Below are 18,434 nucleotides of genomic sequence, written 5' to 3' on the forward strand. Positions count from 1 at the left end.
GCCTTTGGGATGCCCGCCCGTTCGACCATGCGTCCGTTCCCGCGTCACGCCCTGTCGAAGCCGGTGATCCAGCGCACGGCACGCGCTCGCACGGGGTACGGCAGCAGGTTTCTGACGGCCGCCGCCACCTTGTCGTCCGTGCCGAGCCGCACGCGAAAGGGCGGCCGGCGTGCCTCAAGTGCCTTGACGACGGAGCGCACGGCCCGCTGCGGATCGCGCTGATGGCGGCCGATCCACTCCATGCGCGGAGCGGCGGTGTCGAACAGCGCGCGGTAGGCGCTGTCCTCCGGGCACACCGGTACGACGTTGGAGGCGAACGCCGTCCGGTGCGCCCCCGGTTGCAGGACGACGACGTCGACGCCGAACGGCCGGACCTCGGCGGCCAGGGCCTCGCACCAGCCCTCCAGGGCCCACTTTGTGGCCGCGTACACGGAGAACATCGGATGCGGCACGTTGGCGGCGTTGCTCGACATCACTGCGATGCGGCTCCGGCCCCGGGACCGCAAGGCCGGGAGCAGGGCGCGGGTCAGCGTCAGAACACCGAAGAAGTTGGTCTCCACCAGGCGTCTGACATCCGCTTCGGGAAGGTCCTCGAAGAAGCCGGCGGTCGTGTACCCGGCATTGTGCAGCACCGCGTCCAACCGCCCGGCGGACTCGCCCAGCACGGTGTCGACCGCGGCCGCCACCGAGTCCGGGTCAGTGACGTCGAGCTGCACCACCCTTACACTCCCGGCCACTTCAGCGGTGGCGGCGAGCGCACGGTCCAGAGCTGCTCGTTTCGAGGGGTCACGCAGTCCGGCGTACACGGTCCAGCCGCGGCGCGCCAACTCGACCGTTACGCCCAGCCCGAAGCCGCTGGACGCCCCGGTGATCAGTGCGGATCGCACCCGGGCCCCGGTCAATGGTCCACCAGCCCGCTGACCCGGATGCCCGAGCGAACCTTGTAGCGCTTGTTGACGCCGATGAGGACGGCGGTGAGCGGCTCCAGCTGCCGCGCGAGCCGCAGCGCGCCGGCATCCACGCCCGCTCGGCCGGTGACCGCCCGGGTCAGTTCGATGGCCACGCCCTTGGCGTCGGCGTCGTCCCCGCACACCAGCACGTCCTCGTGGTCGAGCACCTCGGCCCCGCCCCAGAGGTTCACGGCCGACAGGTGGTGGAAGGCGCCCACGAGCCGTGCGCCGGGCACGATGCGCTGGGCCTCCTCGGCGGCGCTGCCGTCCGGGACGTCGAGGCCGTACGGGCCGCGCTTGTCGAAGCCCAGGGTTCACGCAGCTGATCACGACCTTGCCCGTGAGGGCCGCGCCGAGGGACTCGACCAGGGCGGTGTGCCCGTCGAAGGGCACGGCCAGCAGCACGACGTCGGCCTTCTCGGTGACCGTGGCGTTGTCCCCGCCGGTGACGGGAGCGCCGCCGCCGGTCAGGCGCCCTGCGATCTCGGCGGCGGTGGTCCTGGCGCGTTCGGCGTCGCGGGAGCCGATGGTGACGTCGTGCCCGGCGTTGGTGAAGCGGTAGGCGAGCCCCTTGCCCTGCGGGCCGGTGCCGCCGATGACGGCGAGTCGGTATGTGGTCATGATGTGCCTCTCCGGCGAGTACAGGTCCGTGGACGTGCCCCGCCCGATGATCCGCTGTTTCGGTCTGCTGACAGGGGGCCTGATGGTTTCCGCACAGCGACGCCTTGGGCAGCGGCCGGTCGGTGCCGCCCCGCCGGACGAGCACGTGCTCGCGTTCGGCGGGGGTCAGCACGGGCAGGGCGTGCGGGGGACGCGCCGGGTCGGCGGTCACCTGCTGAAGCAGGCGCAGTCAGCGGGCGGCGACGCTCTCGGCGGTGGCGCAGTCGAACAGGTCCGAGGCGTACTCGACTGATCCGGACCAGCCGCCCTCGCGGCTCTCGACGAGCGTCAGCGACAGGTCGACTTCTTCGAACTGGGCGGCAACTCCCTGTTCGCCGTCCGCATCGGCGCCGCCCTGCGCGCGTGTGGCCTGCCGTCGCTACGGCTGCGCGAGCTGTACAGGCACCACAGCGGCCATGGCTGCTGCGGACCCCCTGCCCCAACCTCTCCGTGCAGACGGCTGAGGGCGCACCGACTCGTCCACGGAAGGGGACGAACCGCGGCGTCGTCGGCGTCGCGGAGAGGCGCCGGTCAACAGAGGGATCGCGGTCCGCCGGACAGTTGACCAGGGCCTGCTGCAGGTCCTTGTCTGCCACCGCCACCTCGCAGGCGTTCGAACGTGAAGACTTCGACGCGTACCGCCATGAACTGCGACCAGATCGCGATGTTTCGGCAGCCGAACAGCCGGTCGTGACCCTGGTTCTCGCCTCGCTGCAGACCCGGTCACCAGGTCATGGGCAACTCGTGGACACCGTAGATGGCCATGTCATGCCGGAACGGCAGGTCTTCCAGGGCGCAGGCGAGCCGCATGCCGGGCAGCCGTCGGATCACCGCGGGAATGGCCTCCTGGAGTTCGACTCGAGCCAGTGCCTGGCCGACGCACTGGTGGGGCCCGTAGCCGAAGCCGACATGGGGCACGGAAGGGCGGTCGAAGTCGAGTTCGTCCGGGTTGGGGAAGACGCTCTCCTCCCGGTTGGCCAGTGGGAGAGCCGCCACCACCATCTCGCCGGCGTGCACCGTGACGCCGCCCATCTCGACATCCTCGGTGGCGATCCTGCCCAGTCCGAGCTGCGTGACGGTGTGGTAGCGCAGCAACTCCTCGACGAGCAAGGGGATCCGCTCCGGGCGTTCGTGGACGACGGAGAACTTCTCCGGCTGCAGCGCATAACTCACCAAGGACAGCGAGATGGTGCTGGCCGTCGTGTCGTAGCCCCCGACGATGAGCATGAGGATCACGCTGACGGCCTCGGCGAAGGTGAGCTGCTTCCCCTGGTACGGGCCCGTCACCAGGCGCCGGATCACGCTGTCCTCGGGCAGTACGGAGAGGTCTAGGAGGAGCCCGCTGATGTACTCGCCGAGTGTCCGGAACACCTCGGCACCTTCCTCCTCGCTGCCCACCGCCGTGACCACGCCCTTGACGCATCGGGCGAGGAACGCGCGGTCCTCGGCCGGAATCCCCAGCAGCCGGAAGATCGTCGCGGACGCGACCGGGACGGCGAAGGCCTCCAACATGTCCTGGGGAGGCGAGGTCTCGGCAAGCCCGTCGAGCACACCCTGGACGATCTCGCGGATCGCGGGGCGCAGCTTCTCGATACGCTTGGGCAGGAACTCGCGTGCGATGGTGCTCCGCAGGCGTCGGTGATCAGGGTTGTCGGTGCGTACGAACGGCGGTGCCGCGGCCTGCGACTGAAGCGTCGGAGTGAGTTCGGTGAAGTTGGGCCGGCGCGAGTCCGAGCTGAACCGCCTGTCCTGCAGCACGGTCCGCACCTCGTCGTACCCGGAGAACACGTGCGCCGGCGTGCCGTTCCACAGACCGACCTTCGCCACCGGGCAGGACTTGGCCTCTGGGTAGATGTGATAGGGCTCCAACGGCGAGTCCGCCGGGGAGACCTGGGTGTCCGGAGACTCCATGATGTCGTTTCCTTTCCAAGACCACAGGCGCAGGCCGTGCGGCGTTGTGGCGGCGTCTCGCGTCATACCGCCTGGTCGAAACTGAAGAAGCGGTCCGGGTCGTAGGCCGCCTTGATCCGAGAGAGCCGGGCGGCGTTGTCGCGGTAGTACGTCGCACGCCGGTGCGGCGGTCTCCGGCCATCGCCACCCGAGCCGGTGCGCCGTCAGTGCCGTACGAGACCAGCAGCAGGGACACCACGTTTTCGGAACCGACGGTCGTCCAGCGAACCGGCCGGAAACGGCCCGATTCTTGGCGACCCGTGGTCGCGCGCTCGGTGTATGGACAGGATCATTCACGGGCGGACGCGGGGCGCATATCCGTCCATTCCTTCTCGATGTATTCAAGGGCACTTTCGCGGAGGCTCGGCCCGGTCACGGAATGCCACCCGGAGGGGATGTCGGCGAAGTTCGGCCAGAGTGAGAACTGGCCCTCTTCGTTGCGGAGCACATAGAACTGCCCGTCATGGTCGTCGAAGGGTGAGGGCACGGTGAGTTTCTCCTAGTTTCTCGATGATTCGGGATCGGACGGCTTCGGCCGTGGCGAGAAGCCGCGCCGTTCCGATTCGGTGAGGATGTCCAGGGTGTGAAGGCGTGCGTCCGGATCACGTACCGCGCCAGACAGCAGCAGGAGATATCGCTCCAGGAGCAGCTCCACGGTCTCCTGGGAGAAGAGGTCCGAGCTGTACTCGGTTCGGCCGGTGAGGCCCTGGGCGAGGCCGGCGCTGTCCCGGCTCTCGTCCCAGTTGAACATCAGATCGAAGCGGGCCGTTCCGGTGTTCGGGGGCGGTTCGGGAATGAGGGTGACGGGGTCCGCCCGATGACCGTCGCCGGGTGGTGCGTGCAGGACGAGGGCCGTCTGGTACAGCGGGTGACGTGCCGGGTGGCGCGCCGGTTTGACCAGATCCACCACCTGGTCGAACGGCACATCCTGGTGGGTGAAGGCGTCGAGATCCACGGCACGGGTACGGGCGAGCAGGGTGCGGAACGTCGGGTCGCCCGAGGTGTCGACGCGTAGGACGACGCTGTTGGCGAACAGTCCGACGAGGTCGTCCAGCGCCGGGTCCGTGCGCGCCGCGGCAGCGGTGCCGACGGCGATGTCGGTGCCGCCGCCCAGCCGGGTCAGCAGTGCCGCGAGCGCGGCGTGCAGCACCATGAAGAGCGTCGCGCCCGTCTCCCGCGCGCAGTTGAGCAGTTCCTGGTGGAGGGAGGCTTCGACGTGGGTGTGGACGGTGCCGCCACGGTAGGTGGGTCTGGCCGGACGGCTCCGGTCGGCCGGCAGCCGCGTCTCGACCGGAAGACCGCGCAGCGTCCGCTCCCAGAAGGCGAGCTGGCGCCCGAAGCCGCTGCCGCGGTCCTGCGTCTCGGCTGCCTGCTCGTTGTGCCATACGGCGTAGTCGCGATAGTGGACCGGCAGCGGCTGCCACTGCGGGGCCCGCTGCCTCAGGCGCGCCCGGTAGGCGTGCGCCAAGTCCGCGGTCAGGGGGGCCAGCGACCAGGCGTCCACGGTGATGTGGTGCATCAGGAGCAGGAGCGTGTACCGGTCCGGTCCGTGCCGGAACAGGCGTGCGCGCAGGGGAAGGTCCGTCCTGAGCTCGAAGGGCTCCGCCGCGGCCCGCGCCAGTTCGCCGGCGAGGCGGTCTTCGGCGGCGTCGGTCTCATGGAAGACCACCACGGCGTCCTCGGGGGCGAGGACCCGCTGGCGGGGGCCGTCACCGTCATCGCGGAAGACGGTACGCAGGGGTTCGTGACGGGCCACGACGTCATCGAGTGCGGTCCGCAGCGCCGCGGAGTCCACCGAACCCGTGAGCCGCAGGCAGTACGGCACGTTGTAGATCCGGCTCGCGGGTCCGCCGAGCTGGTTGATGAACCACATGCCGTACTGGCTGTGCGAGAGCGGCACCTCCGCGTGGTGCTCGTCGCGGCAGACCAGCCGCCGGCGGAACCTGCTCGCCGGAGCGGTACGCCCGGCCAGGCCCTCGACGGTCGGTGTCTCGAAGATCCAGGCGATCGGAACATCGACTTCGAGGTGTTTCGCGATACGGCCGACGAGGCGCGTGGCCAGCAGCGAGTTGCCGCCCAGGGCGAAGAAGTCGGCGTCCCTCGGCACCCCGGGCAGGCCGAGCACATCGGCGAAGAGATGGGCGAGGATCTCCTCGCGCGGAGTGCGGGGCGTCTGCCCGTCAGCCTGCGGGAACAGGGCGGGACGGGGCAGCGCCGCGCGGTCGAGCTTGCCGTTGACGGTGAGGGGGAGCGACGCGATGCGTACCAGGGCGCCGGGCCGCAGGTACGCGGGAAGCCTGGCGGCCAGATAGCCGGGGAGCTTGCCCATCAGGGCGTTGCCGGTCCGGTGCGTGGTCGGCTGGTTGGCGTGGTCACCGGGCGACGTCCTGCCGCTGTCGGCGGGCTCCGTCAGCGGGACGGCGCCAGGTTCACCGCCCGCCGGTATGAACCAGGCGTCCAGTCGCGTGGGGTCCTGCGCCGACCACGTGAGGTGCACTGCGCAGCCGGCGCCCTCGCCCAGGGCGTGCAGTTCCTCGGGGTCGATCCCGGCCGCCGGTTCGTGCAGCAACCGCAACGGCTCGTCGAGCGACGGGGCCGTGGCCAGCACCGCCGCGGCCGATGCCTCGCCGAGGATCCGGCTGTTCGGCACGCCGCGGAGCAGCAGCGACGTGCCGGTGCGGGCCAGGAGGCCGGACAACGGCTGCAGTCCGCTGACATCCGTGCCCCAGGTCAGTGTCTGCGCGTCCGGCGCGGCGGTACCGGTTTCCACCGGCTCCTTGATGAGCACCGCGTCGTACCGGTGACGGGTCAGTTCGTTGTGGTGCGTGCCGCGCTTCACCGCTGTACGCACCCCGCGGATCTGCGGGATCCACCGGGGTACCGCGGCGAAGAACGCGGGGTCGAGGAGCAGTTCCTTCTCATCCACCAGGTCCTGCTCGACCGCCGCGCGGACGGCGGAGGCGGAGGCTTCCCGCCCGGTGGCGGAGCACAGCCGGACGGCGCTTCGCAGCGGGCGCAGCAGACGCAGGTGCCGGACGTCGCCGAGGAAGACCCGGCCGCCCGGCGCCAGCAGGCGTACCGCCTCGCGCAGGACGCTCACCAGGTAGTCGGCCGACGGAAAGTACTGGATCACCGAGTTGAGGACAACGGTGTCGAAGTACCCTTCCGGGAGGCCGGGGAGGTCGTGTGCGGGGCCGTGCAGCAGGTGGACCGTCTCGCGCAGCACCGGGTCGCCGTCCACCTTCTTGCCGAGTGTCTCGATCACCTCGGCGGAGAAGTCGGTGGCCCAGTACGCCTCGCAGTCACCGGCGAGGCGGGACAGCAGCAGCCCGGTGCCCACACCGATCTCCAGTACCCGGCACGGTCGCAGGGCACGGATGCTGTCGACCGTGGCGTCCCGCCAGGCCTGCATCTGAGGTACGGGAATGGGCTCGCCGTCGTAGGTGCTGTTCCAGCCGCTGAAGTCCTCCCCCAAGGGGAGCGCTCCCACTGTGCTGTAGACCTCGTCGTAGAGCCGTTGCCATTCCTCGACGTGCTCCGAGGTGGTGTCGTCGGCCTGCCGCACGGCCGGGTGGTCCGGCACGACGTAGGCGACGAGCCTCTGGTCTCCCGGAGTGTCCTCCCGGACCACCACCGCGGCCTGCGCGACCTCGGGATGGTCGCGCAGGACGGCTTCGACCTCGCCGGGCTCCACTCGGAATCCCCGTATCTTCGCCTGGTCGTCGGCCCGGCCCACGAACTCCAGTTGCCCGTCGTCGCGCACCCTCGCCAGGTCACCGGTCCGGTACATCCGCTCGCCCGGCGCCCCGAAGGGATCGGCCACGAACCGCTCGGCGGTCAACGCGGGCCGCCCCAGGTACCCGCGGGCCAGCCCAGCTCCGGCGATGTGGATCTCTCCGACTGCTCCCGGCGGTACCGGCCGGAGCCGCTCGTCGAGGACATGGACGCGGGTGTCCGAGAGCGGACGGCCGATGGGCGGGATACCTTCCCTTTCCCCGGCCAGCGGTCCGCTCATGGTCGCGGAGACGGTCGATTCGGTCGGCCCGTATGCGTTCACCATCAGCCGGCCCGGCGACCAGCGTCGCACCAGCTCGCTGTTACAGGCCTCGCCCACGTTGACGACGGTGGCCCCGGCGGGCAATGCACCGTCCGGCAGGGCGGCGAGCGTGGAGGCCGGCAGTGTGAAGTGAGTGATGCCCTCCTCAACGACGAGCGCACTGAACTCCGGTCCGGGCAGGAGCCGTTCACGTGGTGCGACCACCAGCGTGGCGCCGGTGAGCAAAGCCATCGACACGTCCCAGAAGGCGCCGTCGAAACTGGGCGAGGAGAAGAGCAGCAACCGGCTGGACGGCCCGATCTCCAGGTCCCGCGCATGGCTGCCCACCAGGCCGGCGATGCCGTGGTGGGTGAGGACCACCCCTTTGGGAGTACCGGTGGAACCCGAGGTGTAGATGACATAGGCCGGATGCCGGGTCCGGAGCGGGGCGCCGCGTTCGTCGTCCGCCACATCCGCCGCGGAGCATTCGGTCAGGGTGCGTACGACGGCCGGGTCGTCCAACACCACCGTGCAGGAGGCCGCCTCGGCAGGCAGCTCGGGCTCGATGTCACTCCCGGTCAGCACCAGCATGGGAGCGGCGTCGGCGAGCATGAACGCCAGCCGCTGCGGAGGATAGTCCGGATCCATCGGGAAGTAGGCGGCGCCTGATTTCAGTACGGCCGCCATGGCCACCACGAAGTCGGTCGAGCGCGGCAGGGCGAGACCGACCAGACTCTCCGGGCCGGCGCCACGTGCAATGAGCAGCCTGGCCAGACGGTTGGCCCGCTGGTTCAGTTCGGCGTAACTCATCTGCCCGCTCGGGGAGTTGATCGCGGTGGATTCGGGAGCGGCGTCGACACGGGCTTCGAAGAGCCGTCCCCATGAGCCGGGGGTGAACTCGGGGCCGGCCTGGGTCCCGGCGGGCGAGGCCGTGGTGCGGCTTCGCCCCGGCGGCGGCGTGGACATCTAGTGGACCTCACAGACGATGGGATCGGACGGGCTGGCCCTGGAAGTCACCGCAGTGGGAGGTCCCGGACGCGGAGGTCCGGATCCTTCAACAACAGGGACAGCACCACTTCGTACTGCTGGGCGAGCCGGGCGACCGTGTCGTCGCGCAGCAGCCCGCTCTGGTACTGGATGTGGCTGCGCAGCGTCTCGCTGCCCGCGGCGGAGGCCAGATGCTCCACCGTCCACAGCACCGGATAGCGGGCGGACTTGCTCGCCGGCCGTGGGCCGGGACTGATGGTGAGGCCCGGCAGGTCGGCCGGCGGTGCTGCGACCGTGCGCAGGACGAATGACACCTGGAACGGTGGCACGTCGGCCAGGTGCTCGAAGAGCAGGTCCTGATGGGCGTAGGCACCGAGATCGGCCACGCGGACCCGGTGCAGCAGTTCGCGGAAGGTGGGGTTGCCCGACGTGTCGGTGCGCAGCGCCAGGGTGTTGGCGAAGAGGCCCACGAGCGGTTCGAACTCGGTGTCGGTCCGGCCGGCCACCGCGGTCGTGACGGTGATGTCCCCTCCCGCTCCCCTGCGGGCGAGCAGTGCGACGAGCGCGGCGTGCAGGATCATGAAGACGGTGACACCGTGCTCATGGGCCGCGGCTGCCAGCACCCGATGGCCGCCGACTTCGAGTGGAAGGTCGAGGGTCCTGCCTGCAAAGTCCTGCTGGGACGGCGCCGGGCTGTCGGTCTCCAGGACCGGTCTGTCGTCGGCGCCGTGCAGCGTCTTCCTCCAGTACTCCGCCTGGCGCAGCGCGACATCACCCGGGTCGTCCTCGGCGCCGAGCAGCCGGCGCTGCCAGGCGACGTAGTCGAGGTAGCCGAAGGACAGCGGCTCCCACTGCGGTGCGCGACCCTCGGCCCGGGCACGGTAGGCGCGGACCAGGTCCTCCAGCAGGGGGCCGAAGGACCACCCGTCGACGGCGATGTGATGCATGACCAGCAGCAGTACGGCCTCGTCCGGGCCGAGCGTGAACAGTACGGCCCGCAGCGGGATCTCGGTTTCGAGGTCGAAGTGGTGGTGGGCGGCGTGCTCGAGGTCCTCGCACAGCCGCTCGGGCGTGGTCCTGGTCTCCGTCCAGGGGATATCGTCCGCGGTGACTTCCGTGATCACCGCACACGGACCGCCACCGTCGTCCCGGACGAGCGTGCGCAGCGGAACGTGCCGGGTGACGACGTCGGCCAGAGCGGCGCGCAGCGCCTCGGCGTCGACGGCACCGGTCAGCCGCTGCGACAGCGGCAGGTTGAACATGTCGCGGTACTGGCTGCCGCGGTACTCGTGCCACATCTGCGTCTGCTGGGCCGACAACGGCGCCGTGTTGCCGGAGGCGTCCTCGCTCGGCACGGGCAGCGGCCTGGCCTCGTCCCCGGCGTCGAAGCGGGCGGCGAGCGCGCCGACGGTGGGCGACTCGAACAGCCACGACAGCGGCATCTCGGTGTCCAGGCGGCGCCGGACCTCGGCGGCGAGGCGGGTGGCCAGCAAAGAGTTGCCGCCGACGGCGAAGAAGTCACTGTCGGCTGTGACGTCGGCTGTCGCGAGTACGTCGGCGAAGATCGCCGCCAGTACCTCCTCGCGGGCGGTCCTGGGCGGACGGCCCGGGGCATGGGCGGCGCGCTGCGGCCGGGGCAGGGCACCGCGGTCGAGCTTGCCGTTCACCGTGACCGGCAGCCTGTCGAGCGGGACGAAGACCTCCGGGACCATGAAGCCCGGCAGCTTCGCCTCGACCTGCCCGGGAAGGGTGGCCATCGTCTGGGAGTCGGGGCGGACGAACGCCGGCCTGTTGGTGAACCGGGCCGGGGAGAAGGCGTCCGGCTGCGCGTCGGTCCGGGGGGCGGGACGCGGCACGAGCGTTCCGGCGCGTGTGAAGGAGGCGTCGATCAGCGCGTCGTCCTCGGACGACCAGGTGCAGTCGACCCGGTAGCCCAGTTCCGCGCCCAACCGGCGCAGGTCCTCCGGTGCCACGCCCGCCGGAACCTGCAGCAGGGACAGCACCTCGCGCAGGGGGCGCCGGTCGAACAGCGCGAGTGTCGCGGCATGCTCGCCGGCCACCCGGCCGTTGGGGATTCCGGCGACGCACAACCGCTCCGGTTGGCCACGACGCAGCCGCTCGGCGACGCCGGCCAGGCTCGCCGTCTCGCCGTCCCACCGCAGTCGCACGACCGGCCCGTGGTCGCTCACCGGCCCGGGGTCATCGGCCGGCCCGGGGTCATCCGTGAGCTCAGTGTCGCCCGCAGACCCGGCATGCTTGCGCAGCACCACCTCGTAGCGATAGCGGCTGAGTTCGTTGTCGTACCCGCCCCGTTTGAGCGTGCACGATTCCAGCGTCATGCCGGGCAGCGCGCCGACGGCCGTCGCGAAGAACTCCGGGTCCACGAGCAGTTCCTTCTCCTGCGCCATGGCCCGGTCGATCGCCGCGCACACCGTCTCCGGGGTGTCGGTGGGCGAGGCCGACGCCAGCAGCCCCCCGGCGTGGAAGGTGCGCAGCAGCCGAAGGTTGCGGACGTCGCCGAGGAACACCGCGCCCCCGGGTGCCAGGAGCCGGGACACCTCACGCAGCACGTCGACCAGGTAATCGCCCGAGGGAAAGTACTGGATCACGGAGTTGAGCACGACGGTGTCAAAGCCCCCGCGGGGCAGACTCCCCAGCTCATGGGCGGAGAGCCGGTGCAGGACGACGCGGTCCGCGAGGCCGGGACGCTCGGCGACCTGCCCGCGCAGCCGCTCGATCAGGGCCCCGGAGATGTCGGTGCCCCAGTAGCTTTCGCAGTCACCCGCCAGCTGCGAGAGCAGCAGACCGGAACCGCAGCCGATCTCCAGTACGCGGCGCGGAACCAGTTCGCGGATCTGCCGCACGGTCTGCTCACGCCATTCGCGCATCCCCTCGATCGGCCGCCCGCCGTAACTGCTCACCCAGCCGGAGAAGTCCTCGCCGAATTCGGAGGTGTCGGCTCGGTCGTAGAGATCGTCGTAGAGCCGTCGCCAGGCGGCGAGTCGACCGTCCGGTTCCTCGCCGGCCGTCTCGTCGGCGACCGCGTTCTCGGGTACGACGTAGGCGGCGAGGTACGGCTCTCCGGGCCGGTCCTCGCACAGGACGACGGCGGCCTGCCGGACCCCGCGGCACCCGGCGATGACGGATTCGATCTCACCCGGCTCGATACGGAAGCCGCGTACCTTGACCTGGTCGTCCGCCCTGCCGACGAATTCCAGATCTCCTGAACGCGTCCAACGGCCGAGGTCACCGCTGCGGTACATACGGCTGCCGGCCGGGCCGAAGGGGTCCGCCACGAACCGCTGCGCGGTCAGACCCGGCCGCTTGAGGTACCCGCGTGCCAGGCTGTGCCCCGCGATGTAGATCTCGCCGACCGCTCCCGGTACAACCGGTGCGAGGCGGTCGTCGAGGACATGGATCCGGGTGCCGTCCACCGCGCGGCCGACCGACGGCGCCACGTCGTCGGCCAGCGGATCGCTCATGGTGGCACAGACGGTGGACTCCGTCGGTCCGTAGGCATTCACCATCGTCCGGTGCGGGCGCCAACGCTGGACGAGAGCCGCTGGACACGCTTCGCCTGCGACGACCAGCGTCACGCCCGGAGGCAGCATGCCGGGGCCCAGCGCACCCGCGACCGAGGGCGGGAGAGTGACATGAGTGACTCCGTGGTTCGCGATCAGCGCGGCCAGTTCGGCGTCGGGCAGCAGCCGTCCCTGTCTGCCGACCACGAGCGCGGCCCCGGCCAGCAGCGCCATCGACATCTCCCAGAAACTGGCGTCGAAGCTCGGCGACGAGAAGGCGAGCACACGCGAGGCGCCGGTGACGGCGAGGCGACGACGCTGGGTCGCGATCAGGCTCGCGACGCCTTGGTGAGTGACGACGACTCCCTTGGGGACCCCCGTGGAGCCGGAGGTGTAGATGATGTAGGCGGGACTCGCGGGGCGCAGTGGCTCCAGGCGTTCCCCGTCCTCCATGTCGTGGTCCGGCAGACGGCGCAGTGCGTCCTGGGTGGCCTCGTCGTCCAGAACCACGAGGCGGCCGGTGGGCAGCTCGTCCAGGAGTTCGCCCCGGACGTCCGACGTCGTCATCAGCACCACGGGCGCTGCGTCCCGGGCCATGAAGGACAGTCGCTCCACGGGGTAGTTCGGATCCAGCGGCAGGTACGCGGCCCCGCACTTGAGCACGGCCGTCGCGCACAGGAAAAAGTCCGCGGACCTGCCCAGCACCAGCCCGACCGACCGCTCCGGGCCGGCGCCGAGGTGCTTCAGCCACCGGGCGAGCCGGTTCGCACGGGCATTGAACTGCGCGTACGTGAGTGCCGTGTGCCCGGTGACGAGCGCGATGGCGTCAGGTGTGTCGGCCACCCGCGCTTCGAGGAGACTCGGCCACGTAGTGGTGAGCGCTTCCTCCGGGAGATCTTCACCGGTCAGGTGCGACACGGGTATCCGTTCCTCTCTGTCGTCTCTGTCATCTCTGTCATCTCAGTCGTCGAGGTCGCCCCTGGGCGCGCTCAAGCCGATGGCATCCAAAGCGGAAGCAGGAGAGGGGACAGAGGTCGGGCATACGTGGGGCCGAGTGGCGCCAGGAGTGGTGAGCGATGACGGTTTCGGGAGCCACCGGATACGGGTGCCGGCTTCCGCTACGAGAGACCGAGCCACCGCATGCGGCTGACGGGCCGCCGGATCGAGAAGCGGTTGCAGGAGAACCGTTCTCAGATGTGTTGTCCGTCCCGATGAAGCAGGTGTCGTAGCACCGGGAATCCCCCTGTGAATGGTTCTCGTACGTTGGAACATAAGCATCATGGGGTTGTTTCCGCGGCGCAGTCTTGTCGATCAGTGACCGCGTCGTTGCCTCTGGACGCCAGACCTCTATTTTCACCGGGAGCGGCTGCGAGGGGGCCGCGGCGAGAACGCCGACGATCCCCGCCGCCCTCGCCGTCGTCGAAAGATTTCGATGTACAAAGATTCGGTACAGGGAGACCAGACTTCCGTGAGCGGTGGAAAGCACAGAGGGCTGTATCGGCGGTGCTCGCGCTCGACACCTCCGTCTGTCTCGCGGGCCGTCGTCTCAGGTCACACGCCCGGCGTGGCGGGTAGGTGCGGTTGGCCGGGAGGCTGGCGGGGTAAACCCGACGGGCGAGTTCGATGAACAGCGTGTGCGGATCCGCAGAGAATCCCGCGCACGCTTGTACCCACACCACGATGCGCCTGTGCGCACCTTGAGGAATCAGACACAAAAACTCCGGTCAATCAGGAGGTACTTGACTGGACTGGCACCCGCAGGGCACTGTCAAGATGCGGAAGCGATCCCAATAGCGCTCTCATGTATGGCGCAGTGCCACTCCTGATGAGCAGTGACGGAGTCGCACGGACTCAGCACGCGATGACGCGCGCGGACCCTGCCCCTTACGGCCGGTCGTGGCCTCGTGATGAGTGAGGAAAACCTGATGAGCAGCTGGCCTCGGACAGAACTGGAAACCCGATCGCGGAGACTGCATTTCCCTCTCCGGCACTGTTTCCGGTGGGGCCGGCCACGGCATGGAAGAACGGGGCGCACCCTTTCTGGCCGTCCCAGCCCGGTCTTCGACACGGATTCCCTGCGCAGGATCGTTCCTTCGATGCGATGCAGTGAGCCGGTTGACCGCCTGGCGCTCGCCGGCGGTCAGGGCTCGCCACAGTCCTGCTAGGTCGCATTTCCTCGGCCGATGCAGCGGTGAGCAAGCTGAAGGTCGATCCGAGGGCCGCGCACCCGAGATGAAGACGTCCGCAGCTGAATGTCGGCGCACTTGACCCGCCTGTGGCGGTGCGGCACGTCGATCGCATCCACGGGCTGCCACCAGGGAATTGCCGCCTCCGACGGCAGACCCAGATGACATTGTACTTGAAAGTTCAAACAAGCTTAGCGGGTGAACGACTGGGTTCGTTCCTTGTGGAGGATATCGCCGTGGTCGGTTCCGAACTTTTTGTCGCACTCGAAGTCGAGAAGGGGGAAGCGTCTGGCTTTACTCGGTTTCCGGCCGACGCGCCGAGCGCAAAATACTGCCTTTTATCGAGCTCATACATGCAGACGAAATCCTTACAGGCAGGCGGGGTCAAGGTGACGGTCATAGATTCCGGTCCAGCCGTCATCGAGTTCGAGGCAATCCATTCGGAAACGACCTTGACGCCGCAGAGGACAGTCATATGTGTACTGTCAGGCATTGCCTTCATCGCTCGCACTGAGGAGGGCGCGGAGATCGACGCGGGGACACTGGTCATGACCGACGGCAGCGTTCCCTTTTCAATTAATGTGCTCGTTGCGTCACGACTCCTCGTGCTGCATTTTGCCGACGAAGCGAAGGATGGACTTCCGATGCCACCTCGGGGGACTTTTGTCGTGACGGACACTTCCGCGGACCCCGGAGGTGGCTTTCTTTTTTCGTTCCTGCGGACGTTGGCTGTAGAGATGATAAAAACCGAAGGAATCCCGTCCCCATATCTGGAGGAGGTCGTACGCATCCTGGCGATCTCGACGACGAGAATCGCATATAACGAACTCGGTAAGCATTACTCGGGGGGATGCGATCCACTCCTGATCGCGATTCAGGAGTCGATCGACCGGCAGCTGGCCAATCCCGAGATCAGCCCGGCGACCCTCGCGGCCGAACACATCATATCGGTGCGTCAGTTACATCGAGTGTTCGAACCGATCGGGGAAAGCGTCATGAGCTACGTCAAACGCCGTCGCCTGGAACGTTTCGCACGCGATCTGAGGGATCCGAGCCTGGGGCACCGGAAGATCAATGAGCTGGCGGCGGACTGGGGAATGCTGGATGCCGCGATGTTGAGCAAACACTTCCGCTCCGCCTACGGAATATCGCCCCGTGATTACCGGAAGCAGCACTGCCTCACCTGAAACGGCGAGGGCATAGGGCGGCAGGGACGACGTGTCGCCCACGAGTCGGCACGGGGTTCCCGGCACCGTCCCCCCGCTCCAGAAAGGGCCAGGGCCCGAAACGTGGTTGTGGAGGCGCCCAGTCAGCACGGCCCCGGCACGGGAGGTGCCGACCACATCGACCAGGCCGGCCGACCGGCACGACTTGTTGAAGTGGTAACCGTACGGGTGCCCTTGCGGCGCCCGGCACTGCCCGGCCGTACCCACGACCGCACCGCGGCCCGCACACACAGGATCCTCCGAATCTGCGAACACCAGGGCGGCCCCGTCCTCGCCTACCGCACCTACATGGGAGCCGGCACCTGAATGACGACCCCCATCAGACGCCCGCCGGGCCACGCCCTCACACCGACCCGGCCGGCCGTCAACCGCACGCTATATGCGGCGCGGGCACCAGTGAAACGAGGCTCGGACCGCCTCGAGTTCTGGCGGATCTTCCGCAAAGGCCGGTGCAGCCCAAATCGGATGTCGTCGATCGCCAAGGCGGTCCTCACCCTGGAGCGGCACCGCTGAGAGAAAGCTCAATGATCCCGGTTCTGCCGATGACTACGACCTTCATCGCGGAGACCGGGGAGTGGTCCTTTTGTGACACGCGCCTATTCGGCGCATCCCCCTCGGTCGACACCTCCTCCACCAGAGAGGATCTTCCCCACGGTCGCGAATTCCGCCGGCCCGGCGCGAAGACCAGCCTCGTCGCCTACGACTCCCGCGTGTTCGGTCGTTGTGCGACGGACTCGGCGTCCACCCGGAAGTAGCAGCGAACGGCCTCCTGGGTATCCCAACAGGCCGAAGGCGTCCGTGCCGAGTGACGAGTCGTGCCCGACCCACTGACTGATCTGATCGGACGCCTCCCGCATTTCAGTCACTGACCGCGAGCACGGGGACTGGAGCACTCGCCTGCGCCTCCGTCACGTACGGGACGCGCTCCTCTCCCTGCAGCCGGACGGTGGTCCTGGCTTCATTGCGATGCCACCGCGAAAGGCCCTCAACACGGCGGAAGCCACCGGCACGCCACGAGATGAATCCAGTACCGTCCCCCACCCTGTCCACGAAGGTATCGAAACGGGCAGAGCGGAACTGGCATCCAACAGCTAGGGACCGGTCACCGATCGACAAGATTTCGTCGGGGATGCCTATCCATGATGAAGACGTGCCGGCGCACGACTTCAAGAGAGGAATTCCGGCGCTACGGCGCCTCCGTCACCAGGACCGGCAACACATGTGAGCGAGGTTCTCCTCCAGGCCGCTTGATGATCCAGCAGCCCCGTTGCTCACACGCAGTAGCTCAGGTTCTCGTCGGAGAAGTCGGTTTCTCCGCTCCGTGGCCAGGCTCGCCCCGTCGCTGGAGATCCCGCCCGGCGATGTCCGCGCTGCCCGCCCTGTCAACGCATATACGCCGCGGCTGACGACCCCGGGATCGAGGCGCTCGCCTCCCATCCCCGAATCCCTGCCGCGATCCCCGCCGCCTCATCCCTCTTCGGCTATCCCAAGGAGCCCCCCATGACCGCCCCTTCGCCACTCGCGGACCCGTCCATCGTGCCCGACCCCTACCCCGTCTACGCCGACCTGGCCCGGCGCGAACCCGTCCACTGGGTCGAGCGCCTGAACGCCTGGGCGGTCCTGACGTATGCCGACTGCGCCGCCGGGCTGAAGGATCCCCGGTTCACGGCCGACCGTGGGACGGAAGTGCTCGAGGCGAAGTTCCCCGGGCAGCCGCTGCCGCCCGACAACATCTTCCACCGCTGGACCAAGAACGTGGTGATGTACACGGACCCGCCGCTCCACGACGCGCTGCGCCGGTCCGTCCGCGCAGGCTTCACCCGTGCCGCGCACGAGTACTACGACCAGGTCATCCAGAAGGTCGCTCACGACCTCGTTGCTTCCATCCCGGCCGGTGCCATCGAGATCGACGCCGTCCCCGCCCTCGCTGCCCAACTCCCCATACGCTCCGCCGTGCACGCCTTCGGGATACCCGAGGAGGACCTCGGATTCCTCATCCCGCGCGTGGAGACGATCATGACGTACCACTCCGGCCCGAAGGATCAGCCGGTGACGCAGGAGACAATCCTGGAAAAGCTCACCGACCTGCACACATACGCCTTCGAACTCCTCCAGGGCAGGCGGGGAAAGGTCCTGCCGGACACCGTCATCGCCCGCCTGGCAGCCGCCCAGGACGGCCTGACCGAGACCACGCCTGAACAGACCGTGCACCAACTGGCGCTGGTGTTCATCGCGTTGTTCGCGCCCACGACGCCGGGCTCTCTCAGCAGCGGCACGCTCGCGTTCGCCCGCAATCCGCGGCAGGTCGAACGCTTCCTGGCGGACCAGGCATGCGTGGACAACACAGCGAACGAGGTCGTCCGCTACAACGCCTCGAACCAGTTCACCTGGCGCGTCGCAGCCACGGACGTCGACATGCGCGGCGCACGGATCAAGGCGGGGCAGACCGTCGCCCTGTTCCTGGGCGCGGCCAACCGGGACGCCGACATGTTCGAACGGCCGCACGACTTCGACCTCGACCGTCCCAACAGCGGTCGGCACTTGTCGTTCGGCCAGGGAGTGCACGCCTGTCTCGCCGCGCAGATCGTCAGCCTGCAGCTGAAGTGGTTCTACGTCTCCCTGCTGAGCCGCTTCCCGGGTATCCGGCCGGCGGGCGAGCCGCTCTGGAACGAGAACCTCGAATTCCGCTCCCTTCGCTCGCTGCCGCTCAGCCTCCGCTGACGAGACCGGCGCTCTACTCCCCTGCGAGGAATTGTGACCTCCGAAGTGGCTGTGGGCCCTTCCTTGCCCGCTCCGTCCCCGACAGCGTGCCCGGCATGGGCGCCCCATTCGTCCTCTGGTCCGGTCCCCTCGGCGGAACCGGGGGGCGCGCCCGGCCCCGGCCGGGCCCCGGCCGCGGGGGGGGGGGGGGGTGGTGG

At 68.9% G+C, this 18,434-nt stretch carries 9 protein-coding genes and 3 pseudogenes; 4 read left to right on the forward strand and 8 right to left on the reverse strand.

Annotated elements, in window-relative coordinates; translation table 11 throughout:
- Nucleotides 1-44: 44 nt before the first annotated feature.
- The 3 genes and pseudogenes from ACFTZL_RS22310 to ACFTZL_RS22320 all read right to left on the reverse strand — a co-directional run.
- A complete protein-coding gene (locus ACFTZL_RS22310) occupies nucleotides 45-887 on the reverse strand; it encodes an SDR family oxidoreductase (protein WP_382585499.1) in 843 nt (280 codons plus the stop codon).
- Between the two features lie 11 nt (nucleotides 888-898).
- Complete coding sequence (locus ACFTZL_RS22315) at nucleotides 899-1,186, reverse strand: hypothetical protein (RefSeq protein ID WP_382585501.1); 288 nt, start codon at nucleotides 1,184-1,186, stop codon at nucleotides 899-901.
- 133 nt (nucleotides 1,187-1,319) lie between these two features.
- Nucleotides 1,320-1,571 (reverse strand): annotated as a pseudogene (locus tag ACFTZL_RS22320) (NAD(P)-binding domain-containing protein); the annotation flags it as partial.
- Nucleotides 1,572-1,653: 82 nt separating this feature from the next.
- Here ACFTZL_RS22320 and ACFTZL_RS22325 point away from each other — a divergent pair.
- Nucleotides 1,654-1,863 (forward strand): hypothetical protein, encoded by a 210-nt coding sequence (locus tag ACFTZL_RS22325; RefSeq protein WP_382585479.1) that lies wholly within the window; start codon nucleotides 1,654-1,656, stop codon nucleotides 1,861-1,863.
- Nucleotides 1,864-2,333: 470 nt separating this feature from the next.
- On the opposite strand, the gene ACFTZL_RS22330 is transcribed toward ACFTZL_RS22325, so the two are convergent.
- The 5 genes and pseudogenes from ACFTZL_RS22330 to ACFTZL_RS22350 form a co-directional block, all read right to left on the reverse strand.
- A complete protein-coding gene (locus ACFTZL_RS22330) occupies nucleotides 2,334-3,521 on the reverse strand; it encodes a cytochrome P450 (protein WP_382585482.1) in 1,188 nt (395 codons plus the stop codon).
- A 62-nt stretch (nucleotides 3,522-3,583) separates the two neighbouring features.
- Nucleotides 3,584-3,670 (reverse strand): annotated as a pseudogene (locus tag ACFTZL_RS22335) (BBE domain-containing protein); the annotation flags it as partial.
- Nucleotides 3,671-3,849: 179 nt separating this feature from the next.
- Entirely contained in the window at nucleotides 3,850-4,047 is a 198-nt protein-coding gene (locus tag ACFTZL_RS22340) for an MbtH family protein (protein ID WP_382585485.1), read from the reverse strand.
- 12 nt (nucleotides 4,048-4,059) lie between these two features.
- Complete coding sequence (locus ACFTZL_RS22345) at nucleotides 4,060-8,562, reverse strand: amino acid adenylation domain-containing protein (protein ID WP_382585488.1); 4,503 nt, start codon at nucleotides 8,560-8,562, stop codon at nucleotides 4,060-4,062.
- 47 nt (nucleotides 8,563-8,609) lie between these two features.
- Complete coding sequence (locus ACFTZL_RS22350) at nucleotides 8,610-13,022, reverse strand: amino acid adenylation domain-containing protein (RefSeq protein ID WP_382585491.1); 4,413 nt, start codon at nucleotides 13,020-13,022, stop codon at nucleotides 8,610-8,612.
- 1,504 nt (nucleotides 13,023-14,526) lie between these two features.
- On the opposite strand from ACFTZL_RS22350, the gene ACFTZL_RS22355 reads away from it, so the two are divergent.
- The 3 genes and pseudogenes from ACFTZL_RS22355 (at nucleotide 14,527) to txtE (ending at nucleotide 18,237) form a co-directional block, all read left to right on the forward strand.
- Nucleotides 14,527-15,477, forward strand: a complete 951-nt coding sequence (locus ACFTZL_RS22355; protein ID WP_382585493.1) for a helix-turn-helix domain-containing protein — start codon at nucleotides 14,527-14,529, stop codon at nucleotides 15,475-15,477.
- 222 nt (nucleotides 15,478-15,699) lie between these two features.
- Nucleotides 15,700-16,029, forward strand: a pseudogene (locus ACFTZL_RS22360) (transposase family protein); the annotation flags it as partial.
- A gap of 987 nt (nucleotides 16,030-17,016) precedes the next feature.
- Nucleotides 17,017-18,237: a 4-nitrotryptophan synthase gene (gene txtE / locus ACFTZL_RS22365; RefSeq protein ID WP_382585496.1), complete on the forward strand. Its 1,221-nt coding sequence runs from the start codon at nucleotides 17,017-17,019 to the stop codon at nucleotides 18,235-18,237.
- Nucleotides 18,238-18,434 lie beyond the last annotated feature (197 nt).

This window comes from Streptomyces sp. NPDC056948, assembly GCF_042674225.1.
Taxonomy (GTDB): domain Bacteria; phylum Actinomycetota; class Actinomycetes; order Streptomycetales; family Streptomycetaceae; genus Streptomyces; species Streptomyces purpurascens.

Coding starts and splice junctions, on each gene's coding strand:
- ACFTZL_RS22330 (WP_382585482.1), bottom strand. CDS start 3,521: ATGGAGTCTCCGGACACCCAGGTCTCCCCGGCGGACTCGCCGTTGGAG.
- txtE (WP_382585496.1), top strand. CDS start 17,017: ATGACCGCCCCTTCGCCACTCGCGGACCCGTCCATCGTGCCCGACCCC.
- ACFTZL_RS22325 (WP_382585479.1), top strand. CDS start 1,654: ATGGTTTCCGCACAGCGACGCCTTGGGCAGCGGCCGGTCGGTGCCGCC.
- ACFTZL_RS22345 (WP_382585488.1), bottom strand. CDS start 8,562: ATGTCCACGCCGCCGCCGGGGCGAAGCCGCACCACGGCCTCGCCCGCC.